Annotated in this window: 24 protein-coding genes; 10 read left to right on the top strand and 14 right to left on the bottom strand. The window is 66.3% G+C overall.

Annotated elements, in window-relative coordinates; genetic code table 11:
* Nucleotides 1-144: 144 nt before the first annotated feature.
* Genes AC5RUQ_RS15460 through AC5RUQ_RS15450 form a run of 3 tightly spaced genes read right to left on the bottom strand, consistent with a single transcriptional unit; the run spans nt 145 to nt 1,850 of the window.
* A complete protein-coding gene (locus tag AC5RUQ_RS15460; RefSeq protein ID WP_493948239.1) occupies nt 145-654 on the bottom strand; it encodes an HAD domain-containing protein in 510 nt (169 codons plus the stop codon).
* Between the two features lie 16 nt (nt 655-670).
* Nucleotides 671-1,357 carry a hypothetical protein gene (locus AC5RUQ_RS15455; RefSeq protein WP_493948238.1) on the bottom strand — a complete coding sequence of 229 codons (687 nt, stop codon included), beginning with the start codon at nt 1,355-1,357 and terminating at the stop codon, nt 671-673.
* Between the two features lie 55 nt (nt 1,358-1,412).
* Nucleotides 1,413-1,850 (bottom strand): VOC family protein, encoded by a 438-nt coding sequence (locus AC5RUQ_RS15450; RefSeq protein ID WP_493948237.1) that lies wholly within the window; start codon nt 1,848-1,850, stop codon nt 1,413-1,415.
* A gap of 161 nt (nt 1,851-2,011) precedes the next feature.
* Between AC5RUQ_RS15450 and AC5RUQ_RS15445 the strand changes: the two genes are divergently transcribed.
* A complete protein-coding gene (locus AC5RUQ_RS15445) occupies nt 2,012-2,632 on the top strand; it encodes an L-threonylcarbamoyladenylate synthase (protein ID WP_493948236.1) in 621 nt (206 codons plus the stop codon).
* A 4-nt stretch (nt 2,633-2,636) separates the two neighbouring features.
* Here AC5RUQ_RS15445 and ligD read toward each other — a convergent pair whose 3' ends face one another.
* Complete coding sequence (gene ligD, locus AC5RUQ_RS15440) at nt 2,637-3,659, bottom strand: non-homologous end-joining DNA ligase (RefSeq protein WP_163163472.1); 1,023 nt, start codon at nt 3,657-3,659, stop codon at nt 2,637-2,639.
* Between the two features lie 69 nt (nt 3,660-3,728).
* On the opposite strand from ligD, the gene AC5RUQ_RS15435 reads away from it, so the two are divergent.
* Entirely contained in the window at nt 3,729-4,406 is a 678-nt protein-coding gene (locus tag AC5RUQ_RS15435; protein ID WP_493948235.1) for an alpha/beta hydrolase family protein, read from the top strand.
* A 62-nt stretch (nt 4,407-4,468) separates the two neighbouring features.
* Here the strand turns inward: AC5RUQ_RS15435 and AC5RUQ_RS15430 are convergent, their stop codons facing one another.
* The 4 genes from AC5RUQ_RS15430 to AC5RUQ_RS15415 form a co-directional block, all read right to left on the bottom strand.
* Entirely contained in the window at nt 4,469-4,621 is a 153-nt protein-coding gene (locus AC5RUQ_RS15430; RefSeq protein WP_493948234.1) for a hypothetical protein, read from the bottom strand.
* A 152-nt stretch (nt 4,622-4,773) separates the two neighbouring features.
* Nucleotides 4,774-7,407 carry an ATP-dependent helicase HrpB gene (gene hrpB / locus AC5RUQ_RS15425; RefSeq protein ID WP_493948233.1) on the bottom strand — a complete coding sequence of 878 codons (2,634 nt, stop codon included), beginning with the start codon at nt 7,405-7,407 and terminating at the stop codon, nt 4,774-4,776.
* Nucleotides 7,408-7,432: 25 nt separating this feature from the next.
* Nucleotides 7,433-8,029 carry a hypothetical protein gene (locus tag AC5RUQ_RS15420; RefSeq protein ID WP_493948232.1) on the bottom strand — a complete coding sequence of 199 codons (597 nt, stop codon included), beginning with the start codon at nt 8,027-8,029 and terminating at the stop codon, nt 7,433-7,435.
* Nucleotides 8,019-8,330, bottom strand: coding sequence for a hypothetical protein (locus AC5RUQ_RS15415; RefSeq protein ID WP_493948231.1), 312 nt, complete (start codon nt 8,328-8,330; stop codon nt 8,019-8,021). Before AC5RUQ_RS15415 ends, AC5RUQ_RS15420 begins: the two co-directional genes overlap by 11 nt.
* Nucleotides 8,331-8,630: 300 nt before the next feature.
* Between AC5RUQ_RS15415 and AC5RUQ_RS15410 the strand changes: the two genes are divergently transcribed.
* Complete coding sequence (locus AC5RUQ_RS15410; protein WP_493948230.1) at nt 8,631-9,044, top strand: CBS domain-containing protein; 414 nt, start codon at nt 8,631-8,633, stop codon at nt 9,042-9,044.
* 54 nt (nt 9,045-9,098) lie between these two features.
* Here the strand turns inward: AC5RUQ_RS15410 and AC5RUQ_RS15405 are convergent, their stop codons facing one another.
* Nucleotides 9,099-9,614, bottom strand: a complete 516-nt coding sequence (locus AC5RUQ_RS15405; protein ID WP_493948229.1) for a flavin reductase family protein — start codon at nt 9,612-9,614, stop codon at nt 9,099-9,101.
* A 284-nt stretch (nt 9,615-9,898) separates the two neighbouring features.
* On the opposite strand from AC5RUQ_RS15405, the gene AC5RUQ_RS15400 reads away from it, so the two are divergent.
* The 5 genes from AC5RUQ_RS15400 (at nt 9,899) to AC5RUQ_RS15380 (ending at nt 14,754) form a co-directional block, all read left to right on the top strand.
* Nucleotides 9,899-10,726 (top strand): DUF4397 domain-containing protein, encoded by an 828-nt coding sequence (locus AC5RUQ_RS15400; protein ID WP_493948228.1) that lies wholly within the window; start codon nt 9,899-9,901, stop codon nt 10,724-10,726.
* Between the two features lie 180 nt (nt 10,727-10,906).
* The gene (locus AC5RUQ_RS15395) at nt 10,907-11,638 is read left to right on the top strand and encodes a class F sortase (RefSeq protein WP_493948227.1); all 732 of its coding nucleotides are present in this window, start codon (nt 10,907-10,909) and stop codon (nt 11,636-11,638) included.
* Nucleotides 11,635-12,318, top strand: a complete 684-nt coding sequence (locus AC5RUQ_RS15390; protein ID WP_493948226.1) for an RNA polymerase sigma factor — start codon at nt 11,635-11,637, stop codon at nt 12,316-12,318. The genes AC5RUQ_RS15395 and AC5RUQ_RS15390 overlap by 4 nt, the downstream gene beginning before the upstream one ends.
* Nucleotides 12,305-13,033, top strand: a complete 729-nt coding sequence (locus AC5RUQ_RS15385) for an anti-sigma factor domain-containing protein (RefSeq protein ID WP_493948225.1) — start codon at nt 12,305-12,307, stop codon at nt 13,031-13,033. The genes AC5RUQ_RS15390 and AC5RUQ_RS15385 overlap by 14 nt, the downstream gene beginning before the upstream one ends.
* 38 nt (nt 13,034-13,071) lie before the next feature.
* Nucleotides 13,072-14,754: an alkaline phosphatase D family protein gene (locus AC5RUQ_RS15380; protein ID WP_493948224.1), complete on the top strand. Its 1,683-nt coding sequence runs from the start codon at nt 13,072-13,074 to the stop codon at nt 14,752-14,754.
* Between the two features lie 19 nt (nt 14,755-14,773).
* Here the strand turns inward: AC5RUQ_RS15380 and AC5RUQ_RS15375 are convergent, their stop codons facing one another.
* From AC5RUQ_RS15375 to AC5RUQ_RS15365, 3 genes are all read right to left on the bottom strand, one after another.
* Complete coding sequence (locus AC5RUQ_RS15375) at nt 14,774-16,954, bottom strand: elongation factor G-like protein EF-G2 (RefSeq protein ID WP_493948223.1); 2,181 nt, start codon at nt 16,952-16,954, stop codon at nt 14,774-14,776.
* A gap of 31 nt (nt 16,955-16,985) precedes the next feature.
* Nucleotides 16,986-17,411, bottom strand: a complete 426-nt coding sequence (locus AC5RUQ_RS15370) for a ChaB family protein (RefSeq protein ID WP_430226086.1) — start codon at nt 17,409-17,411, stop codon at nt 16,986-16,988.
* A 455-nt stretch (nt 17,412-17,866) separates the two neighbouring features.
* Nucleotides 17,867-18,811 (bottom strand): 5'-3' exonuclease, encoded by a 945-nt coding sequence (locus AC5RUQ_RS15365; RefSeq protein WP_493948222.1) that lies wholly within the window; start codon nt 18,809-18,811, stop codon nt 17,867-17,869.
* A 251-nt stretch (nt 18,812-19,062) separates the two neighbouring features.
* Here AC5RUQ_RS15365 and AC5RUQ_RS15360 point away from each other — a divergent pair, with 251 nt between their 5' ends.
* Entirely contained in the window at nt 19,063-20,346 is a 1,284-nt protein-coding gene (locus AC5RUQ_RS15360) for an MFS transporter (protein WP_493948442.1), read from the top strand.
* Between the two features lie 22 nt (nt 20,347-20,368).
* Here the strand turns inward: AC5RUQ_RS15360 and AC5RUQ_RS15355 are convergent, their stop codons facing one another.
* Entirely contained in the window at nt 20,369-20,671 is a 303-nt protein-coding gene (locus AC5RUQ_RS15355; protein WP_493948221.1) for a helix-turn-helix transcriptional regulator, read from the bottom strand.
* 63 nt (nt 20,672-20,734) lie between these two features.
* Between AC5RUQ_RS15355 and map the strand changes: the two genes are divergently transcribed.
* A complete protein-coding gene (map, locus tag AC5RUQ_RS15350; protein ID WP_493948220.1) occupies nt 20,735-21,517 on the top strand; it encodes a type I methionyl aminopeptidase in 783 nt (260 codons plus the stop codon).
* A gap of 34 nt (nt 21,518-21,551) precedes the next feature.
* Here the strand turns inward: map and AC5RUQ_RS15345 are convergent, their stop codons facing one another.
* Nucleotides 21,552-23,558: a vWA domain-containing protein gene (locus AC5RUQ_RS15345; protein ID WP_493948219.1), complete on the bottom strand. Its 2,007-nt coding sequence runs from the start codon at nt 23,556-23,558 to the stop codon at nt 21,552-21,554.
* Nucleotides 23,559-23,602: the final 44 nt, after the last annotated feature.

Below are 23,602 nucleotides of genomic sequence, written 5' to 3'. Positions count from 1 at the left end.
GACGTTCAGCAGTTTCTTTCCCCCGGCTGCCTTGCACAGCATAATTCACCAGCTGTTCGCTTGGAATGACCCTGCGTTGTTAACACGATGGGCTAACGCAACCGGCGAGAAACCTTATCGATCGTACGCGTCCTCGGCAGGAGGTCAAAACACCGGCGCCGCGAGGAAGGCGGCGACGGCGTCCAATTCCGCGGGCGAGATTCCCCGCCGGGGGTCCGGTGACAGCGTGAGCAAACGCCGGCCCATGATCCCCGCCCAGGCCTGGGCTTCCGCCTCGAACGCGAGCTGGTCATCCACCCATGCCACCGCGCCGGGTCCAGTCTCTTCCACATGGGCTTGAAGAGCACGGAGCTTCCACCAGCCGGGTCCGCTTCCGGGCCCGTCGGCTGTCAGGAAGGGCCAGCGGCCGCCGTTCAGGCCGATGGCCGGGCAGAGGTATTGGGGCGCCAGGTCCTCCCAGCTGGTGAGCCAGACGCACCGCAGCCCGGGCATGGCAGCCAGGCTGTTGAGTCCTTTGACAAGTTCAGGTGCGTACGCCACAGGCAGCAGCCCGGCATCAGCACGGATCCAAGGTGTTCCCCAGCCGGTGCTCCCTTTGGGGCCAAAGGGACAGATGACCCCGTCGACGTCAAGGTAGAGGGTTCGAACGGCCACGGCTGCTTCCGGCGGATCAGGCGTGGTGGGAATTGAAGGGCTGTGCGCCCGGGTCCAGCATCGGTGCGATTTTCTCTTCGAGAGCCGCCACGGTCACGTCGGGCAGGACGATGAGGCCGTCGAGTTCCCGGCGGGCCCGCTTGTAGGCAGCCTGGCGTTCCGCCGGGGTGGCTGCATGGTTTTCCGCGATTTTCAGCAGCTGCCGGGCGGTGGCCAGCCGTTCCCGTTCTGGACCTGTGAACTTGCTGTCCCTGAGCCGCCTGGCTTCGCGCTCGGAGACGTCCAGAGCCACACTGAAGCCATCCACAGCTTTCCGGTATGCCTCGAGGCGGGAGTGTGAGGTCATGTCCGCCGCTGCCGCCGGCCGGAGTCCGTCGGCTTCACGTTTGGCTCGAAGGAACGCCACTGTGAGGGGTTCCCGGACATCGGTCATAAGCGGGAAGTCGATCAGCTTGCCCACGTCGAGTTCGTAGTCCAGCCAGCGCTTGTTGGCGGCGTCATGGGCGGCCATCAGTGACTCCACCTCAGCGGCCGAAGCTTTCTCAGCCTCACGTGCCTGATTCTTGAGCTTATACAGCTCCACCTTCCGCTGGTGCCGCCGGTCGCTGGCCTTGCGCCACGAGTTCGCCCAGTGACCGGCAAAGGCCAAAGCGGGGAAGACGAGCCACCATTTATCGTCAAGGATCTCAAAGAGGGACTCCACGCGTACATCGTCGCACTGCGTGGCGCCCCTCCTCAAGGAAGGACGGCTGGGCTGGTCAGCCGGCTGCCTGTCCTGCAGTCTCGGGGTTGTTGACGTTGACCAGCCAGGCGACGCCGAAGCGGTCCGTGCACATCCCGAAGACGTCGCCCCACGGCGCCTGCTCCATCGGCACCGTGACATTGCCGCCGTTGCTGCTGAGCTTTTCGTAGTAACCGCGCAGTTCGGTTTCATCATCCCCGCTCAACGAGATCGAGATGGAGGAGCCTTCACTGAACTCCATGCTGTTCGGCGTGTCGGCGCCCATCAGCACCAGGCCCTGCGTGGTGGTCAGCATGCCATGCATAATCTTTTCCGCCTCGGCCGGGTCCTCGCTGGCCTGGAACTCCCCGAAAGTGCTGAGCGTCAGCTCACCGCCGAAAACAGACTGATAGAAGTTCATTGCTTCCCGGGCATTGTCACGGAAGCCAAGGTACGGGTTGAGGGTTGTGGGCATGGCTGGATCTCCTTGAGTTGTACTGAAAGGGATGGAACCAGACAACATCCTGCCCCAATCCGGAGTCGGCGGGTAGGGGGTCATCTGCCCTGCCGGCTGCTTTGGCTACGCCCTGGCGTCAATGCGTGCGGCGGCGGGGCGGGGAACGTAGGCTCGGGTGCATGGCCAGATACTTTGACGTTCACCCGCAGGATCCCCAGCCCCGTGCCGTCACCCAGGCAGTGCGCATTGTGCTCGACGGCGGGTTGATCGCCTACCCAACCGACTCCTGCTATGCGCTGGGGGCACAGTTGGGCAACAAGGACGCCCTCGCCCGGATCCGGTCCATCCGGAAATTGGACGACAAGCACCACTTCACGCTGGTCTGCAGGGATTTTGCCCAGTTGGGGCAGTTCGTGAACATCGGCAACGACGTTTTCCGCAGCATCAAGTCCGTGACTCCGGGGAGCTACACCTTTATCCTGCCGGCCACCAAAGAAGTTCCGCGGCGCCTGCTGCACCCCAAGAAGAAGACCGTGGGAGTCAGGATCCCGGACAACCGTGTGGTGCAGGCGCTGCTGGCCGAGCTCGGCGAGCCGCTGCTCTCAAGCACTCTGCTGATGCCGGACGAGGAGGATCCGATGACTCAGGGATGGGAAATCAAAGAGCGGCTGGACCACCAGGTGGACGCCGTGATCGACGCCGGGGACTGCGGAGCCGAGCCCACCACAGTGGTGGACTTCTCCAGCGGCGTGGCCGAGGTGGTCCGCCGCGGGACGGGTGACCCGTCCCGTTTCGAGTAGGGCGCTAATCCTGCTTTCGGGCCCGGCTGGGCTGCACCCGCGGCGGTTCGCCCGGCATCTTGGGGTAGTCCGGGGGGAAGGGCATTTCCTCAAGGCCGTCCTTGAGGTCCCGGTCCCACCACTCAAGAAGGGTGTCGATGGTTCCCGGGTTGTTGTGCATGTCCGCCCAGGGATCACCGACGGTCTTAAGCCGGTCCGGCACAGTGAGGATGGTGAAGTTTTTCGGATCCGCGGTCTCCAGCTCATCCCAGGTGATGGGGCATGACACTGAGGCGTGCGGCAGCGCCCGGGGGCTGTAGGCGCCGGCGATGGTGCGGTCGCGGTTGGCCTGGTTGAAGTCCAGGAAAATCTTCTTGCCCCGTTCTTCCTTCCACCAGGCGGTGGTAACTTTCTCCGGCATCCTGCGCTCCACTTCCCGGGCCGCAGCAATCACGGCATGCCGCACATCAAGGAACTCGCGGGTGGGCTCGATGGGCGCGTACACATGCAGTCCCCTGTTTCCGGAGGTCTTGATGAAGCAGGTAAGCCCAGCCTCGGCCAGGACCTCCTTCAGCAGCAGCGCCGCCGGGACAGCGTCGTCGAAATCGGTGCCCGGCTGCGGATCCAGGTCGATGCGCAACTGGTCCGGGTTGTCCGTGTTCGCGGTACGGGACGGCCATGGGTGGAAAACGACAGTGTTCATCTGGACCGCCCAGATGGCCGCGGCCGGTTCGTCCAGGACCAGCATGGGATGGGAACGGGCGCTTGGGAAAACCACCTTCATCGTCCGGATGAACTCCGGGGTGCCCTTGGGCGGGTTCTTGGAGAAGAACATCTCGCCGTCAACGTTGTCCTTGTACCGCTGCAGCGCCACCGGCCTGTCCCCGTTGGCGGTGATAAACGCCTCCCCCACATCGGCGAAATATCGTGCGAGGTCGAGTTTCGTGAGTCCCAGGTCGGGCCAGAGCACCCTGCTGGGACTGGAGATGCGCATCTCGCGCTCGCCGTCGGGGCCCGGAACGGTGATGGTGGTCTGTTCGCTCGCCATGGGGACAACGTACACCCCGGCTGCTGTCTGCGTTGAGATTTGGGAATCCGGGTCCGGCATGATGGAGGCATGCCTGCCTTAGAAGTGCCCCTGACCCTCGCAGTGGGCGGCGTCAATGTCTCTGCCGTGTACGCCCGCCCGGATGATCCGACCGCAACGGTTGTGGTGGCCCACGGGGCGGGCGCCGGGATGGAGCATCCCTTCCTCCGCGGGTTCACAGCGGCGCTGAATGCGCTGGGGACAGCAACGTTGCGGTTTAACTTCCCTTACCGGGAAGCGGGCCGAAAATTTCCTGACCGGCCGCCCGTCGCCGTCGCCACCTGGCGTGTGGCGATGGCCGCGGCGGCGGAGCAGGCTGCAGCCCATAATGATGCCGGCCCGATCTGGGCGTGCGGCAAGTCCTTTGGAGGCCGGATGGCATCCATGGCGGTGGCCGAGGGGATGGAAGCGGCAGGACTGGTGTACCTGGGTTATCCCCTGCATCCGCCCGGCAAACCGGACAAACTGAGGGATGAACACCTGTACGGGCTCACAACTCCCATGTTGTTCATGCAGGGAAGCCGGGATACGTTCGCAACACCGGACATCCTGGCGGGCGTGGTCTCGCGGATCGGGACCAATGCCGTTCTCGAGTGGATGGAGGGCGGCGACCACTCGTTCGTCGTCGCCGGGCGTAAGCGTTCGGCGGACGAGGTGGGTGCTTCCCTTGCCGAACCCGTGGCTGCCTTTATCCGCGGCCACTGCTGACAGCGAACTTCCAGCCACAGCAGCCGGCCCACGATGCTCCATAGCCGCCGGGGGGACAGCAGCTACGCGGCGTCGTCCTGCCACCACCCTTCCCAGGCGGCAGAGCTCAACTGACCGTGGGGAAATTCGGACTGTCCATCGCTGCCACCGTGGAATCGGCTGTCATCGTTCCGCTGGCCGTCGAGCAAGAGGTTGAGGCTGGTGAGGAGAAACATCTGCACGTCCTTAATGTGAGGGTGTGGACAACGCCGTCCAGGTGGAAACGAGCCTATCCACGGGATGTTTCAGTCCATCGACGCGAGGTTTCAACTGTGTATCAGAGACCTCACGCTGAACTTCCTGGTGCCGGAATCCGCCGGTTGAGCGGCTACTTCCTCCGCTTAACGTGTGCGGTGGCCGGGGCCGTCCAAGGATCCTCCGGCCAGGGATGCTTGGGGTATCGGCCGCGCATTTCGGCCCGGACCTGCGCGTACGGGCCGGACCAGAACGACGTCAGGTCGTCCGTTACGGCAAGCGGTCGCCGGGCCGGTGAGAGCAGGTGGAAGAGGACGGGTACGCGGCCACCGAGCAGTCGCGGTGTCTCTGCCCACCCAAAGCACTCCTGCAGCTTGACGGCCACCACGGGCCGGGCAGTGTGGTCCGCAACGTCCGGGTAATCGATCCGGACCCGCGACCCGCTGGGCACCTCGAGCCACTCCGGGGCGAGGTCATCCAGTCTGGCCGCCTCGGGCCAGGGCAGCAACCGGCGCAACGGGTCGCCGAGGGTTATGGAGCGTGCAGCCGCTCCGCCGGCGAGGGCTTCCAGCTCCGGTCCCAGCCAGTCCCCCAGCCGCGACAGCAGTGCCTGGTCCGAAACGTCCGGCCACGGCGCACCCAGCCCGCGGTGCAGGAAGGCGAGACGGCGGCGCAACGCATCTGCCGCCGTCGACCAGTCAAGGACGCCCAGGCCTCCCCGCTGCAGGGCTTCCGCTACGGCCGCGCGCCCCTCGGCGGGCGACGGGCGGACCGGCGTGGACGACAGGATGATGGCCCCCAGCCGCCGCACCCTCCGGGCAGAGAGGCGGCCGGCGCTGAATTCCGCCTCGACCGCATCGGTCAAAAGGTGCGACGCAGCAGCTTCCGCCAGTTCGGGTGCGAGCGGCGCTGCCGAGCGGATCACCGCACCGGTTCCGGCCGCGTCCCTCCCGCCGGCGCGGGTCACTTCCGCCACCGCCAGCCATTCATGGCCGGACAGCGAGCTCCCGGCAGGCAGCCCGGCGCGGGTACCCGAGGAAAGGAGATAGCGGTTCGGAATGTCACCGTCCACCCTTCGTGCCACGCGGTCAGGGAAGGCAAGTGCGACGACGGCGCCCACCACCGCTGCACCGGCGACCTTCCCGGGCAGGGCGGGCTGTGCCGGCGAAGCAGTCAGCGCACCCTGCTTCGCAAGGGCTGCCAGACGGCGGGCATCCTCCGCCCAGCGCCGTGCTTCCGGTCCTGTTTCGTTCCGCAACTGGGCCTGGAGGCGGGGCAGGTCAGCGCCGGGAGCGCGGTAATCACCCGCGACCAGTGCCACCGCTTCGGCTGCCGGCAAATGACCCGCGGCTGCTGCCCCGTCGAGCAGGGCCCGGGCCAGCCGGGGATCCGCCGGCATGGTGGCCAGGAGCCTTCCCATGCCGGTGGCCTGGCCCTCGTCTGTCACTGCGCCAAGTTCCCGCAGGATCTGCATGGCATCGTCCATGGCCTGCTGTGGCGGCTGGTCCGGCAGCGCGAGCCCCTCTCCGCGCGGGGAACCCCAGGCTGCCAGGAGCAGTGCGGCGCCGGTCAGGTCCGCCACCTTGATTTCCGGCGTCACATGGGCCGGGGCGGCGCCAAAAGCCTGCTGGTCATAGCACCGGACCACCCGCCCGGGACCCTGGCGGGCTGCCCGCCCTGCACGCTGATCGGCGGAGGCCCGGGAGCACGAAACCGTCACCAGCCCGCTCATCCCCCTGCCGGCGTCGCGCCTCGGTTCCCGGGTGAGCCCTGAATCGATGACAAGCCGGACACCCGGCACGGTAAGGGAGGATTCAGCAAGATCCGTGGAGACAATGATTCTGGGGCTGCCGCCCGGTGCGCGGCCTGAAACTGCGCGGTCCTGTTCCGCTGCAGCCACCTGGCCATGGAGCTCCAGGACGTCCGCGTCCGGTCCCAGCCTGCGGCGGAGCTCCGCCGCCACCCGGGAGACCTCCCGCGCGCCGGGAACAAAAACAAGGGCATCGGTGGAGCCGTCTCCCTTCAACGCCTGCGTGAGCTCCTCCGCAGCTGTGGCGGCAACATGATCGAGATAGGCATGCGTTACTCCCCTGTCGTCCAGGCGTGGCCCCGAAGCAGGCCGCCACTCTGTTTCCAGGGGGTGGAGCACCGAGGGGCAGTCCACTACGGGAGCGGGTGCCCTGTCGTCGCTGTTGCCGAGCAAGGCGGCAAAGCGCGGTGCGTCCAGGGTCGCGGACATGGCGACGACGGTGAGGTCCCCGCGCAGCTCCCGCACCTCGACGAGCATGCCGACGAGCAGGTCCGTCTCAAGTCCGCGTTCGTGGACCTCGTCCAATATCACCGCGGCCACACCATCCAGCCCCGGGTCGGAGAGCAGGCGGCGCAGCAGGATGCCGGGCGTCACAAACTCGATGAGTGTTTCGGATCCGGCCTGCCGTTCCCCCCGCACGGCATAGCCAACCCGGCTGCCCAGCCGGGTGCCGTCCAGGACCGAGAGCCGGCGCGCGGCGGCACGGGCAGCGACCCTGCGGGGCTGGGTGACAACCACGCGCCCGCCGCGCGGCGCCAAAAGATTCGCGAGCAGTGGCGGGACCAGGGTAGTTTTACCGGTTCCCGGCGGCGCCTGCACGACGGCGGAGCGCGGGCCGTTGCCGCCGGTGAGGGCTTCCGTCAGCGCCCGGGCTGAGCTGGCGAAGGCCAGCCCGGCGCCGATGGCGGCAATGTCGAAGGGTTTGCCGGCAGTCTGCTGCCCGGCTGGAGAAGTCATCCGTCCATTGTGCCCGGAAGTTCACTCAGGGTTTCCCTGGCCCCTTGCCCTTTCCTTTGGCTTCCTTTGCGGGCTCCGGCAACTGCGGTTCCTCCTGGACGGGAGCCACCTCAGGGGCAGGTGCCTGAACGATCAGGGGCGGCTGCGGTACAACCTGCGGTACAACCTGCGCGGGCTGCTGCGCGGGTTCCGGAGCCGCGGAGGAGTCTGCGGTGCCCGCCGTTGGGGCTTCAGCAGCGGCAGCCGACACCGCTGCAATCTGGCCGGTAATCTCCGCACGCACAGAGTCCAGGGCCGCCTCGATGCCGCGATACCTCGACACCGAGATCAGGCCTTGCCCGGCGGCGTCGTTCAGGTCTTTCTCCAGCGCCTCCAGCGCGGCAAGGGCACCGTCCATGCGGTTTTCCGATGCAGCCTGGCTAATGGTGAGCACCCTGATTTGCAGCCCCCGGAGTGTACCTTCATCGGAATCCGCCGGCCGCGCGAGCGGTGAGGCCGCATAAAGCGCCGCGGCAAGGCCGGCCGCTGCCAGTAGTGCAGAGGCGGCCTGCCAGACGCGGAGGCGCTTCCGGGGTGGCGTGCCTTCTGTGCCTTCACGCAGCGGCTGCGTCTCAGGCGGCATGCCTGCCCCGCAGCGGTGCCATGGCCGCGGGCCTGGTGGGCAGGACGGTAACCGTGGCGAGCTGGGCCGGCTCCGGTGCAGTGCCGGCAGCCTCCTTGCCTGCGGATCGGCCGGCCATCAGGCGGCTGGTTGCCATCCGCAGCAGGATGGCGATTGAGTGACCGAGGCCCAGCCCCAACAGCACGTGGCCGGCCAGGTACTGGCCGCCGTTCCCGGCAGCGCCAAAGGGGGCACTCAGAGCCGCGGCTGCGCCGGCAAGGGTAACCGCCAGCGCCGTGGCGGCAGAAAAAACTGTGCCCATGGCCCTACTCCTAACCTCAGTTAATCAGCAAGCTTACTAGTATTGATCAGCAAGCTTACTACCTGATTGCGGTGACGCAAGAACTCCAGCCCCTGCACCTCACCGGCCGGCGGGGCCTGCCTGGATCAACTGCCTCCCGGGCCGATATAGCTCTGGACACAAATAATCAGCAGGCTTACCATTTTGCCATTGGCTGGCTCTTCGGAGCTGTGGACCACGACCGACTCCCCGTAGGGCCACCCGATCCCGCCGCAGACACGGCAGGGCATGGCAGGCACGGCATTACGGATGGAGGAGATCATGACGACGGCACGGGAAATCATGACCGGGGGCGCAGAATGCGTGGGCGAGAAAGAGACGCTCGAGGCGGCAGCCCGGAAAATGAAGGAACTCGATGTGGGATCACTCCCAATCTGCGGCGAGGACAACAGGCTCAAGGGCATGCTGACGGACCGGGACATCGTCATCAAATGCCTGGCAGCGGGCGGGGATCCACGCACGGCAACAGCCGGAGAATTTGGTGAAGGAAAACCCGTCACCATCGGCGCTGACGATTCGATCGAAGAAGCGATCCGAACAATGCAGGACCATCAGGTGCGCAGGTTGCCCGTGATCGATGGCCACGATCTGGTGGGGGTTCTAAGCCAGGCCGACATCGCCCGCAACTACCCCGAGGACCGGGTGGGCGAACTGGTCGCGTTCATCTCATATTGATTGGCAGCCGCCGGAACGCGGCATGGCGCTGCAGCGCCGCCGTAGACCCTATGCCTAGCTGGCCGCCTCAAGCAGGCGGCCAGCGGGGGCAATCCCGGCGTACCGGCCCTTGAAGAACAACAGTGGCTCGGCGTCCTCCCGGGCGCTCAAGTGCCTCACGGCAGCCACCACAATAGTGTGGTCACCGCCGTCGTACTCCGCATGGAGTTCGCAGTCGATCCAGGCAAGGGCATCGTCCAGGACGGGGTTGCCCAACGGCGAGGCTGAATAGCCCACACCGGCAAACTTGTCAGCTCCCGACCTGGCAAACTGCCCCGCGAGATGCTGCTGCGTTGCGGGGAGGATGTTGATGGCAAACGATGCTGCCTGGCGCAGTACCGGCCAGGTACTGGACGTCCTCGCCGGGCTAAAGGTCACAAGCGCAGGTTCGAGGGACAACGATGCGAACGACTGGCAGGTAAATCCAGCCGGGCCACCTTCCGTTGCGCTGGTGATCACGGTCAAACCGGTGGCGAAGGTCCCAAAAATGTCGCGAAGCCGGCGGGGAGCAAGATCTGCTGTGACTGTCATGGCGTGGCCCTCTCGTTGGATCGTTACCTCACCAAACCATCAGCCGCTCACAGGATTCAACCGCTCTGCAACGTGCGGACGCGCACCGACACGGAGGGTCATACCGGTACATCGTCCGTAATGGAGCCGGGCAGCCCGGCGTCAAATACCACCTCCGCCTTCCAGTGGGCAGCCGGGAATTTTTTTAAAGTTTTTTCATGCATCTGCATCCGGATGGGCACTGGTGCCGGTAATAGGGGTGTAAGCAAAAACCGCCCGCCCAGCGGGCCGAAGAAGGAGAAATCATGCGCACCAGCATTTTTGCATCAGGAGCAGTGGCAGTCGCGGCAGCACTGGCTTTCGCCGGCCCGGCCCAGGCGGCTCAAGGCGACGCCCAGCTGTCCGTTCTGCACGGAGTGCCCGGCCTGACCGTCGACGTCTGGGTCAATGGCGAGCGGACCCTGGACGACTTTACTCCCGGCACCCTTGCCGGCCCGCTGGCTCTTCCGGCAGGAAACTACGCCCTCGCCATCACTGCCGCGGATGCAGCAGACGCATCAGCCGCCGTGATCGGCCCGGTCAACGTGACCCTCGCCGCTAACGGCAACTACACTGCCGTGGCCAACCTGGATGCCGCCGGCAAGCCCACGGCGAACTTCTTTACCAACGACGTCTCGCCGATTGAACCCGGCAAGGGCAAACTGACAGTCAGGCACACCGCTGCCGCTCCCGCAGTCGACGTCCTGGCCGCCGGTTCCGCCGTCATTTCCAACCTGGCCAACCCGAACGAACAGACACTGACGCTGGATCCGGGCACCATCCCGGCAGCTGTGGCAGCGGCGGGCACCACCCAGCCCGTCATTGGCCCCGCTGATGTGACGGTCGCCGAAGGTACGCACACCATCGTGTACGCCTGGGGCAGCCTGACCGACCAGAACCTGCAACTCGCAGTGCAGACCATTGAGGGCCTGCATTCAGCACCGGGGGCAGTCCCGGGCGGACGCTCCGGTGCTGCTGACGCGGGCGCCGCAGGACAGGCCATGGCAGTCGCCGGATTTGGGGCTGCAGGGATCGCACTCCTGCTGGGCGCAGTCGCCGTTTCCCGCTCGGCTGCCCTGCGCAGGGTCAACTAGGGTCGCTGCAAGGCGAGGCACGGTAACCTGCCCGGCGCCCTGACATCCAAGGCCCGGCCGGCCGGCATCCTTCGCCGGCCGGCCGGGCCCGTCCCTTCCGCTCCCCCAGACAGGAGGCGGAGCTTCAAGCACTTGGGCAACATTAACACTTGGGCAACGTTGACAAAGGAGGTTGTACCCATGGAAAGCACGACGACGGAGCGAAGGTTCCGGGGCCACCCGGACGTTGCGCAGGCGGCCACCGGGCGCAGCGCAACGAAGGCACGCACCATGACCGCCGCCATCGTCCTTTCCGTAATGGCGCTGCTGTCCGGATGCGGCACACCGGCACCACCGGAAGCTGCCTCCCCCGCCCCCACCACAGCAGCCACCACCGCCCCCGCATCGTCGCCTGCACCTGCAAGCACACCCGCTGCGCTGCCCAATGTTCCAATCCGCCAGGCCACCCCGATGCCGGCTGCACCCAAGGACCCGACACCACGCTCACTGACCGTCGAGGGCACCACCATCAACATGGGCATCGTGGAAGTGAGCGTCTCTCCGGATGGGGCTATGGAGATTCCGGAAGCCTTCGACCAGGCCGGCTGGTACCGGCACGGCCCGGCCCCCGGAGCAGCGGCCGGGGCAGCCGTTGTGGCGGGCCACGTAGACACCACCTCGGACCTCGCTCCCCTCTCCCAACTGAACGGCCTTACACCCGGCACCCGCGTCACCATCGAGCGAAACGGCGCACCGGCCCTGAACTACCGCGTGCGCTCCGTTGAGCTGATGGCCAAGGACAAGTTCGACGGCGGTTCCCTCTTCCGCCGTGACGGGCCACACCTGCTCAAGATTGTCACCTGCGGAGGCCGCTGGCTGGACGAGAAACAGGACTACAGTGACAATGTCATTGTCACTGCGGAACTGGAATGAGCCGCTCCGCAGCCCTGACGCTCAACGCCGAGGTGGGGAAGGAGGCCGATGTGGCACCTTCTGGCCAGACCCCTTCCGGCGACGAGCAGCATGGAGGCAGCGCTGCTTCCCGCCCCTCCGGCTTCGGGAGATGGGACCGGCACTTCGACCATTCCTTCGCCGCCGGCGACGAAACTGCCCTGGCCGAGGCCTACCGCCAGTTCTCTCCCCTGGTGTATACGTTGGCGCTCCGGGCGCTGCGTAACCGCAGCGCAGCCGACGACGTCACACAGGAAGTCTTCATCCGCGTCTGGAAGTCACGGTCCACCTTCGACCCCTACAAGGCGGAACTGCCGGCGTGGATTGTCGGGATCACGCGCAATGCGGTCACCGATGCCCTGAGCGCGTCTGCCCGTGAAAACCGCAAAGTGCTGGCGGCTGCTGGTCTTCAGCCCGGGGCGGAGGACGCCGCCGCCTCATCTTCCGCTGAAATCCTCGCCGACAGGCTGCTGCTGGACGGGGAGCTTGACCGCCTCGGCGAACCCCAGGGCTCGATTATGCGCCTGGCGTTTTACGACGACCTGACCCACGACCAGATTTCACGGCAACTGAACCTTCCCCTTGGTACGGTCAAGAGTCATATCCGCCGCAGCCTTAGCCACCTGAGACACCGATTGGAGGTGGATCATGCAGCACCTTGACCCCGAAGCCCTGAGCCTGTTCGCCCTGGACGAGCCTGTGGACGCGGGCAGCATCAGCCACCTTCGTTCCTGCCCTGAGTGCGCAGCCGAGTACGCCGCGCTCCGCCGGGCCGTCAACGCCGTCCGGACCACGCCCGACGCCAGTACCTTGGAGAGCCCAAGCCCAAACGTGTGGGAAGGAATCCACCGGAAGCTGGGACTTTCCGACGCCGTTGCGGCGGATCCGCTGGGCCCCGCAAACGCGGAGCCTGCTGAACCCCTGCCTGCAAAAGGAAGCAACAATGTCACGTGGCTTCGCCGGCCCGTGACCTGGCTGGCAGCCGCCGCGGCAGCCGCCGTGATCACCACCGGCGTTGTGGTCGCCGTCAACCAGACGGTCGCACCGGTTCCGCTCGCCTCGGCCCGCCTGGAACCGCTGGAGCAGTTCTCCGCCACCGGATCGGCAACCGTGACCGAAGCCGGCGACGGATCGCGGACCATTCAGGTGCAGCTGGACAAGTCGGAGGCCCGGGGCTACCAGGAAGTGTGGCTCATTGCCCCCGACCTTTCCCGGCTTGTCAGCCTGGGGATCATGAACTCCTCCTCCGGTCGCTTTGACGTTCCGGAGGGCCTCGACCTCTCCAGCTACCCCATCGTTGACATCTCTGACGAACCGCTCGACGGAAATCCGGCCCATTCCAGTGTCAGCATCGTCCGGGGCACCCTCAGCTCCTGACCATGGCGCCGTCGGGCCGGAGCGGGTACAACTTAGTCATGACATCGCCCCTGGTGCTCGGCCCCATGATTCGGTACGTGGATGAAACCTCAGCGAGCATCTGGGTGGAGACGCGCGGCTCCGCAGAAGTCACGGTCCACGCCGCCGGAAAAACCTGGACCGCCCGGACCTTCACTGTCCACGGCCACCACTACGCCCTGGTGGAGGTGACAGCGCTGGAACCGGGAACCGTCGCTCCCTACACTCTTGAGATCAACGGGACCGAGGTGTGGCCCAAGCCGGAATCCCACCTGCCGCCGTCGAGAATCGCAACCCTGGCTCCCGGCAGGCCCCTACGTATGGCTTTCGGCTCCTGCCGCACCAGCGTTCCGCACGATGCGTCGGGCAACCGCAGCCACGGCGTGGACTCCCTGCGCGCCTATGCGCTGCGGATGGCATCCGACGACGGCACGGCCTGGCCCGATCTGGTGGCCTTCCTCGGAGACCAGGTTTACGCGGACTCAACCAGCAAACAGATGCAGGAGTTCATCCGCTCCCGGCGGGACATCGACGAGCCGCCAGGGGAGGAACTTAAGGACTACGAAGAGTACGCCCACCTTTACAATCTCGCATGGTCCGATCCCACGAACCGTTGGCTGTTGTCCACCCTGCCCAGCACCATGATCTTTGATGACCACGACATCCGGGATGACTGGAACTCCTCCCAAACGTGGAAGCAGGAGATGGCGTCAACCCCGTGGTGGCAGGAGCGGGTAATTTCGGGGCTGGCTTCGTACTGGGTGTACCAGCATCTGGGCAACCTTTCCCCGCAGGAACGCGCGCGGGACGCCATGTGGCAGCGGATCGTCCAGCATACCGGGAACGGCGAACTGGACATCAGTGCTGAACTGGACCAACTTATGGAACACGCCGATGCCAACCCGGAGTCCTACCGGTGGAGCCTCTGCCGGGACTTTGGTGACACCAGGCTGATTGTGCTGGACTCACGCGCGGCCCGTAATCTCTCTCCCGACCGGCGGGCGCTGCTGGACGACTCGGAAATGGCCTGGCTTGATCACTGCATGCGAGGCGGTTTTCGCCACCTGCTCATAGCCACGTCGCTCCCGTTCCTCCTGCCAATGGGATTGCATTATCTGGAGTCCTGGAACGAAGCCATTGCCGAGGGCGCATGGGGAAGCCTGCCCGCCAAGGCAGCAGAGAAATTGCGCCGGGCTTTGGACCTGGAACACTGGGCAGCATTCCAGAAGAGCTTTCAGCGCGTGGCCGCAATGGCCGCCGAAGTGGCCGACGGCCAACGTGGGAGCGCTCCGGAAACGGTGATGTTCCTGTCCGGGGACGTCCATTTTTCCTACGTCTCGGAAGTGCAGCGGGCAGCGGGAAGCCGGATTGTCCAAACTGTTTGCTCTCCTATCCGTAACCCGCTGCCGCGGCTGATGCGATACGTCACGGGCCTTTCGTCCTACGGGCTCTCGGCATCCCTGGGTGCTTTGGCTGCGCGCTCCGCAAAGGTTCCGGACCCGCCCTTCCGGTGGACAGGCATCAAAGGACCATGGTTCGACAACAATTTGGCGTGCCTGGAGGTCGTCCCCGAAGGAGTGAAGCTGTGGTGGCAGAAAGGCGTGGTGGAGGGCGGCGACCAATTGCACCCCCGGCTTGAACAGGTGGCATCCCTGACTGTCACGCCCCGGCCGGCTGAGCAGCACGCCCCGCAGGCGCCCTAACCCCGCTGAAGCCCCAGCGTCACCTGCCGGCCCCGGCAGCCGCCACGTTGCCGGGTACGGGATCATGCCGGAGGTACTGGCGGCTGAAGGTGCCGGTGCCGGCGGTCAGGGAACGCAGCTCCACCGCATATTTCAGGAGTTCCTGGTCCGGCACCTCCGCCGTAATCTCCGTCCTGTCCCCGCCGGAGGACGTGGTGCCCGTCAGCCGGCCGCGGCGGGCTGAGAGGTCGCTCATTACCGTCCCCACGTGCTCGTCCGGGACGCTGATCACCACTGACGAGACAGGCTCCAGCAGCTGGATTTTGCCCGCTGCCGCCGCCTCCCGCAAGGCAAGGGCACCGGCTGCCTGGAAGGCTGCGTCCGAGGAATCGACGCTGTGCGCCTTGCCGCCCACGACGGTGACCCGAACATCCACCACGGGAAAACCGGAAGCAACGCCTTTCTGCATCTGGGCACGCACGCCCTTCTCAACGGAGGAGATGAAGGTTCCGGGGATGACGCCGCCCACCGTTTTGTCGAGAAATTCAAATCCCGCGCCCCGGGGCATGGGCTCAACCTCGATGTCGCAGACGGCATACTGGCCGTGCCCGCCGGACTGTTTGACGTGGCGGCCGTGCCCTGCGGCACGGCTGGAGAAGGTTTCCCGCAGGGGTGTCACGACGTCCACGGTGTGCAGCTTCACCCCCTGGTCCCGCAGCCTGTCCAGCACCACTTCGGCGTGGGCCTCCCCCATGCACCAGAGGATCAGCTGGTGGGTTTCGGCATTGCGTTCCACGCGAAGGGTGGGGTCGCCGGCTGCCACCTTTCCCAAGCTGCGCGCCAGGGCATCCTCGTCGCCATGGGAATCGGCCTCAATGGCGACCGGCATGAGCGGCTCGGGCATCTCCCAGGTGGCCAGCAGCAGCGGCCGGTCCTTGGCCGAGATGGTATCCCCGGTCTCGGCGCTGCCCAGTTTCGCTACCGCGGCAATGTCGCCGGCGATACAAAAGGGCACGGGCCGGAGGTTGGCTCCGAGGGGCGAGTAAAGGTGGGTGAGTCGCTCGTCGGTATCGTGGTCCTGGTGTCCACGGTCCGCGAGCCCATGTCCGCTGACGTGGACCGGGGTATCACCGCGCAGGGTTCCGGAGAAGACCCGGACCAGGCAGACGCGGCCCAGGAAGGCATCCACCGTGGTGCGCACCACTTCGGCCGCCAGCGGCCCCTCGGGGTTGCAGGCGAGGCTCCGGACCGGCGTTCCGGTAAGGTCTGTTGCCCGCGGCAGGCTGCGCTCCGGCGGGGACGGAAACGCCTTGGTGAGGAGCTCCAGCAGTTCCGCCGTGCCCAGCCCGGTGAGCGCCGAAGCGGGCACCGCAGGGAAAAACGTTCCGCGGGCGACCGCGGTTTCCAGGTCTGCGATGAGCACGTCGGCGTTGATGTCCTCGCCGCCAAGGTAGCGCTCCATCAGCGTTTCATCTTCGCTTTCGGCGATGATCCCCTCGATGAGCTCGGCCCGCGCAGCATCGGCTGCTTCGATTTCCCGGGGCTCACCATCACGCGCCGTGCCACCGGACGTCCCCGGCGAATATTCGAAGACCGTGCCGGACAGCAGGCCGAGGAGCCCGGTGGCCTCCCCGTCGGTGCGGACAGGCACATACAGCGGAAGCACCGTGTCGCCGAACGCCGCGCGGCAGGCGGCGAGGACGCCGTCGTAATCAGCCCGGGGATGGTCGAGCCGCGTGATGACCACGGCACGCGGCATCCCCAGGTACTGGCACTCCTGCCAGATTGCTGTGGTGCCTGCGTCCACCCCGTCAACAGCGGAGACGGCGAAAAGGACGGCGTCCGCGGCGCGAAGGCCGGCGCGGAGTTCGCCGATGAAGTCCGGATAGCCGGGGGTGTCGAGGAGGTTGATCTTCATTCCGGCCACGGGCAGCGGGACCACTGACAGGGCCACCGAGCGTTGTTGGTGGATGGCGGCGGGATCGGAGTCGCTCACGGTGGTCCCGTCAACCACCGAGCCCTTCCTGGTGATCATGCCGTTGGCCTCAAGCAGTGCCTCGACAAGGGTGGTTTTGCCGGCACCTGACCGGCCAACAAGTGCCACGTTTCGAACCATGGCGGGGTCCCGGGGGCTGATGCCGGCAGTGCCGTTGCCCTGGCGCCCTTCCGGCCCGCCCCGCCCTGCAGGACCTGCTGCGTCCCTGGTGCCTTTGACCGACATCCGAACCTCCTGGCGTCTTTGCCTGGTTGTTTTACTTTTCGCGTGCCTTGCGGGTGGCGGCTTCGTTAGCCTTCTGCAGCGCCTTGACGAGTTCGTCCTTGTCCATTGTCGAGCGGCCTGGGATATCCAGTTCGCGGGCGCGCTCCAGCAGGTGTTTCTTGGAGGCGTTGGCGTCCACGCCGCCGGCGGTGGGTTCGGCTGCCCCGGCTCCCTTTTCGGCCCGTTTGTCTGAAGGCCCGCGTTTCTCCTTCGGCTCCCAGTGGTCCCCCACTTTTTCGTAACTGTGCTTCAGTGAGGCGTAGGCGGCCCGGGCGGCGCGGCTTTCGTCGTTGTCATACGACTCCATGGCGGAATCGTAGGTTTTGGCAAACGTGTCCTGCGCTTTCTGGTCGGAGCGCTGAAGGGTCGAAGGAAGCTCGTCCTTGCGGGCGTGGTCGTTCTTTCCCGTCTTCGGCATTGCACTCACCGCGCTTTCGTCAGCAGGCTGAACGTCCGGACACACTCAGCTTAGCCATGCCCTGGTTTGCTTGTCTGCTGCCCGTGCCGGCCGGGAACCTACGTCTGGAAGACAGCACTATCGCTGCTCCGGCCAATAGTCTGGGTCGTAGCCGTAGAGGCGTGGGCGGCGGGGTTCCACATCGGGGGCAGCAGCCGGGTCATCCGCCTGTTGCTGGGCATCCTCTGCATCGCCTGCGTCGTCGGGACCGCTTTTCTCCCGGTCCCTTTTGGCTCTGCCGCGCTTATCCGGGCCATCGGCCATGAGCAACTCCAATCCCCCAATTGAGAGGTCCGGCTGCTTGAACCACTGCAGCCACCATATCGGCAGGGAGGGCAGCCCACCATGTCACTTTTGCTCAAGAAATAGGCAGTTTCGCCGCTGCTTCCGGGCCAGGGGGCCGTACCCGGAAGCACTCAGCCTGCCCGGGGACGGTCCAGCGCGTCGAGGAGCCGCCTGACCGACCCGCCCAGGTTCCATTCGGTGGCAACGCTTTCGAGTTCGGCGCGCGCCCCGCCGGTGACGGGGCGCAGCCGGGCGCCGGCTTCCTCGAGGGAGGGCAGGTCGAGGTCCCGCACAAGCCGTACGACGGCGGGAGCGGCCACCAGGTAATCGGCGGCGGCTTCCAGCTTCGCCCGGACAGGTGACGACAGGCCACTGTTTGGGTCCGCCGCTGCCTCGAGGAGGCTCTCCAGAGTGCCGTACTTCAGGAGCAGGGACGCTGCTGTCTTTTCCCCGATCCCGGCAACACCCGGTAGCCCGTCCGACGCGTCACCGCGAAGGGTGGCGTAATCCGCGTACTGCTGGGGCAGCACCCGGTACTTGCCCACCACCGCCGCTTCGGTCATGACATCGAGGTTTTTCATGCCTCGCGCGGTGTAGATCACCCTGACCTGGCGGGCGTCATCGCAGACCTGGAAGAGATCGCGGTCCCCGGTGACGACGTCGACAGGGAGGTCGGCGTGGCTGGCGTAGGTGCCCACAACGTCGTCGGCCTCGTGGTCAGCGGCACCGACAATGGCGATTCCGGCCAGGCCAAGCGCCCGGCGGATCATGGGAAGCTGCGCCTCGAGGGCGTCCGGTACGACCTCCACATCAGGGGCATCCGTCATCGCCTCCGCGACGCGGTGCGACTTATAAGTGGGAAGGAGGTCCACACGCCACTGCGGCCGCCAGTCGTCGTCCCAGCACGCGATGAGGTGGGTGGCCCCGTAGTCCGTGGTCAGCCTGGCGATCATGTCCAGGAGTCCCCTGACGGCATTGACCGGCGTGCCGTCCGCGCGGCGGATGGAATCGGGCAGGCCGTAAAAGGCGCGGAAGTACAGCGAGGCAGTGTCCAGCAGCATCAGGCGGTCAGGCATACCTTGATCCTGACACGGAACGGGCTCCTCGTGGGAGTTGTACATCTTGCCGCCGAGCCCGATATTCGCCAGCAGGCTGTGCGGAATGCTGAGACGACGGTCGGCAGCAAAGCGGGTCGATTCTCTGAGCTGTTCCTGGCCCCTCCGTCCACTGCCGTGAATCGGTTTGTTCGGGGCTCTGGCACCAGGAGCCTGAACGGGGTGAGAATGGCCTCGTGTTCCTTGGACGGAGGGGCCGGGCCAGCGAACCGATGAATGCCGCAGCCCGAAGGATCCAGCGCATCTACCTGACGTTGACGCTGGGCAATACGCTTGCGGCTTCGTTCATTTGGGGCGTCAACACGCTGTTCCTGCTGGACGCGGGCCTCAGCAATTTCGAGGCCTTCGCCGCCAACGCCTTCTTCACGGTCGGAATGGTAATTTTCGAGGTTCCCACCGGCGTGGTCGCCGACAGCTGGGGCCGCCGGGCGTCATTCCTGCTCGGCACCGTGACCCTGGCCGGATCCACGTACCTCTACTACCTGTTGTGGCAGTTCTCCGCCCCGTTCGCCTGGTGGGCAGTCGTGTCCGTGTTGCTTGGCCTGGGCTTCACCTTCTTCTCCGGTGCGGTTGAGGCCTGGCTTGTTGATGCGCTGCGCTACTCCGGCTATGAAGGCGGGCTGGAGGCCGTGTTTGGGCGGGGGCAGATGGTCTCGGGCGTGGCGATGCTCGCCGGCTCGGTGGCCGGTGGCGTGATCGCCCAGGCTACGGACCTCGGTGTGCCCTTCCTGGTGCGGGTGGGCGTGCTGCTTGCTATGTTCGCGGTCGCCTTTGGACTGATGCACGACGTCGGGTTCACCCCAGAGCGTTCGACGCACCCGTTGCGCGCAACGCGGGCAGTGCTGTCCGCCTCGATCGAAAACGGCCTGAAAATCCCGCCCGTACGGTACGTGATGCTGGCCGCCCCCTTCAGTGCCGGCGTCGGAATCTATGTCTTTTATGCCCTGCAGCCGTACCTGCTGGAGCTTTTTGGCGACCCCCGCGCCTATTCTGTTGCCGGGCTGGCAGCGGCCATTGTGGCGGGCGCAGAGGTGGTGGGCGGTTGGCTCGCGCCCTATGTCCGGCGCCTGTTCCGCAAACGCACCTCCGTGTTGATCCTGAGCGGCAGCATCAGTGCTGTGATTCTCCTGGTGCTCGGGTTTGCCCGCGTTTTCTGGGTTGCCCTGGTTCTGTTGACGCTGTGGGCAGTGATCGATTCCGCCGCCATGCCGGTACGGCAGGCGTATGTGAACGACATGATTCCGTCCAAGCAGCGGGCCACCGTGCTGAGCTTTGATTCGCTGATGGGATCCAGCGGCGGCGTTGTGGTGCAGCCGGTGCTCGGCAGGAGCGCCGACCTGTACGGCTATCCCATGTCGTTGGCCCTGGCGGGGATCTTCCAAAGCCTTGCGGTTCCGTTCCTGGTTGCCAGCCGGCGGCAGGGCGCGGCAGCGGACGAAGCCAATGCATCAACGGAGCAGCCGGATAAGGGACCGGCAGAGGAGACGCGCCCCTGAGAGTCCGCGGATCATTGTGCGCCTATGAGGCCAACCGCTCAGCCGCATTGCGACGCGCACTGGCCGGCTCAGCACCGCCCTCCGCCTGGTTGATCTCGGCCCACAGCGCATCGAGGGAGAGGCCGAGGACATCGGCAATCGCCGCAATGGTGGGGAACGAAGGAGTGGCGACGCGGCCCGACTCGATCTTCCGGAGGGTCTCGGGTGAGACCTGGGCATCCAACGCGGTGGCGAGCATCGGGCGCTTTCCCCTGGCGCGCCGGAGGAGGGAGCCGAGGCGCTGCCCGCGCTCCACCTCATCGGGACTGAGCGGCAATCTGACCATGGCTCCAATTGTAATACCGGGATAATATGGCCGGGATAGTTATTGGTTCTGGGAAGGTGCCGCATGATTGAGATCCTGAACTCCGCCGAGCTGGGCCGGGCAAAGGAGGCCGGTGCCCTGGTCGCCCACATACTGCAGACACTGAAGGCCCGCAGCACGGTGGGCACCAGCCTCTTGGACATCGACCAGTGGGCAAAGGCCATGATCGTCGAGGCTGGAGCGCAGTCCTGCTACGTGGACTACGAGCCGTCCTTCGGACGCGGGCCATTCGGCCACTACATCTGCACCGCCGTCAACGACGCCGTGCTCCACGGACTGCCGCACGATTACACGCTGGCCGACGGCGACCTGCTGACGCTCGACCTCGCCGTCTCCAAAGGCGGAGTCGCTGCAGACTCAGCCATCAGCTTCATTGTGGGCGACGCCAAGCCCCTGGAGAGCGTCGCGATGATCGACGCGACCGAACGCGCGCTGCAGGCAGGGATAGCCGCCGCGGGCCCCGGAGCCCGCATCGGTGACATCTCCCACGCCATCGGCTCCGTCCTTCGCGAGGCAGGCTACCCGGTCAACACCCAGTTCGGCGGCCATGGGATCGGATCAACAATGCACCAGGACCCGCACGTGCCAAATACCGGACGGCCCGGCCGTGGATACACGCTGCGGCCCGGGCTGCTGCTGGCATTGGAGCCCTGGGTCATGGCGGACACCGCTGAACTCATCACCGACCCCGACGGCTGGACGCTCCGGAGCGCAACCGGGTGCCGGACGGCCCACAGTGAGCACACGATCGCCATCACCGACGACGGTGCGGAAATCCTCACGCTGCCGGGGCAGGCCCTTTCCTGAAGCCGAGGCTGAACAACATCCCCAATCAGAATATTCAGGACGCCCAGTCTGAATCGCCGAAGGCACGCTCCCGGAAGTGCGCGCGCAGGTACTCCCCCACGACGGCGGCCCCGAGGCCCCCGACGTCGGGCGCGACGACCCTGCCGCCGACCCGCCGAACCATGCGCTGGACGAAGCGCTCAAGGCTAGGGTCATCGCCGAGCCGGAAAAACGTCGCCTGCGCGCCGGCACGCCCCAGGCGATCGAGCTCTGCCACCGTGACGCGGATGGTTTCCGGGTCCGAAGGCCAGCAGAACCAGGGCTCGCCCTCCGGCAGCAGATGCGCGGTGGGTTCGCCGTCGGTCACCACAAGGAGGACAGGTTGCATGGACGGGTGCCGGCGGAAGAACCGCCCGGCGAGCAGCAGGCCATGGTGCAGGTTGGTGCCCTGCTCCCGGCGGACCGGCAGTGCCGTCAGCTCGCCGATATCCATCGACTGCGCGTAGCGGCCGAACGTAATCAGCTCCAACCGGTCCCCGCGGAACCGCGTGGAGACGAGGTGGTGCAGGGCCAGGGCGGTCCGCTTCATCGGCACCCACCGCCCTTCGGCGGCCATCGAGAACGACACATCAACGAGCAGGACGACGGCGGCCTGGGTGCGGGCCTCTGTTTCGCTGATTTCGATGTCTGCCGCGGTAAGGTGCAGCCCCCGGGCGGGGTTGCCGCCGTCGGCCGCGGTACGGCTGATCGCGTTGGTCAGGGTGCGCGTGACGTCCCAGGGCTCCGCGTCCCCGAACTCCCACTGGCGGCTGGAACCGGTCTGCTCCCCGGCGGCGCCGGCCACCCGCGTGTCCCGCCGCCCCTGCCGGCCTGACAGCTGCTTGGCGGTATCCCGCAACAGGGACTTGCCCAGCCTCCGCATGGCCTGCGGAGACAGCCGCAGGTCGCCGTCGGCTCCCCGCCGCAGGTAGCCGCCGTCCTGCATGGCCCGCTCTACCTCGGCGAGGGTGCGGGCGGTCACGGCGGCATTCTGGCCAAGCTGGCGGGCCAGGGCGTCCAGATCCAGATCGCCGAGGTTTGACCCGTTGTAGGACTGGGACAGCTGTTCGGCCAACCCGTCGAGCTCGGCGAGGTCCTGGAGCACGCCGGTGCCGTCACCCAGGCCCACGCCCTCCTTGCCCTCAAAGCGTTCGGACCCGGTCCAGTCCTCGCCGGGGCGCAGGGCCCGCAGGCTGGAGTCCAGCTGATCAAGCTGGGCCATCAGGTCCGGTGAGCCGAAAGCCTGGGCCGAGAGCTGCATGAGCTCATCGCGCTGTTCGTCAGACATGGACTGCAGGAGCCGCTGCGCTGCGGCCGCGCGCTTGGCGAGGGCATCAATCAGTTCCTCCACGGACTGGGGGTTCTCCGGAAAGAAACCGCCGTGCCTGGCCATGAAGTCCTGGAAGTCAGCATCGGTGTCTTCGCCGCGCCGGTGTTTGTCCAGCAGCCCGTTGAGGTCCCGCAGCATGCTGTTCACGGCAGCCCGGTCCTCATCCGTGGCGTTCTCGAGCGCCTGCTTCATCCCGGCGAACCGCTGGTCGAGGACCTCACGGCCGAGCAGGTCCTTGATCTGCTCGTACGCCTCCCGCGCAGTGCTGGACTGCCAGTCGTAGGAGGCGAGCTCGTTGACAGCTGCCGCCGTGGACTGGGGCAGGTTCTGCAGCTGCATCTCCCGGAAGGCCCGGTCGGTGTTGTCCATCATCGCGTCCCGGGCAAGCTGCTTGCGTTCCTCCAGCACGGCCGTTTCGAGCAGCTTCTGGACCTCGTTGAGGGTGCCGTCGAGGCGGTGCCGGCCCAGGAGTTCATTGCGGCGCTGCTGGACGCGCCGGGCGAGGTCATCCAGGCCTTCCCGGTTCCGGCCGCCGCGCCGCAGGAACTCCTGCAGGGCGTGCCGGGGCGAGTAGCCGGCCATGACGTCCTCGGCGACGGCGTCCAGGGCCTCGGCCAGGTCAACGGGGGGCGCGAGCGGGTCTGGCCCGCCCGTGTACCGGCCATACCTGGCGGAGTGGTTGTGGACGCCCATGATGCCTCCTGTTCCTGTCCTGGCCGTGCCGCTGCTTTCAGCCA

It is taken from the genome of Arthrobacter sp. MDT2-3 (genome assembly GCF_059090465.1).
The sequence above is the reverse complement of the archived record's forward strand: the minus strand, read 5'-3'. Positions and strand labels throughout refer to the sequence as shown.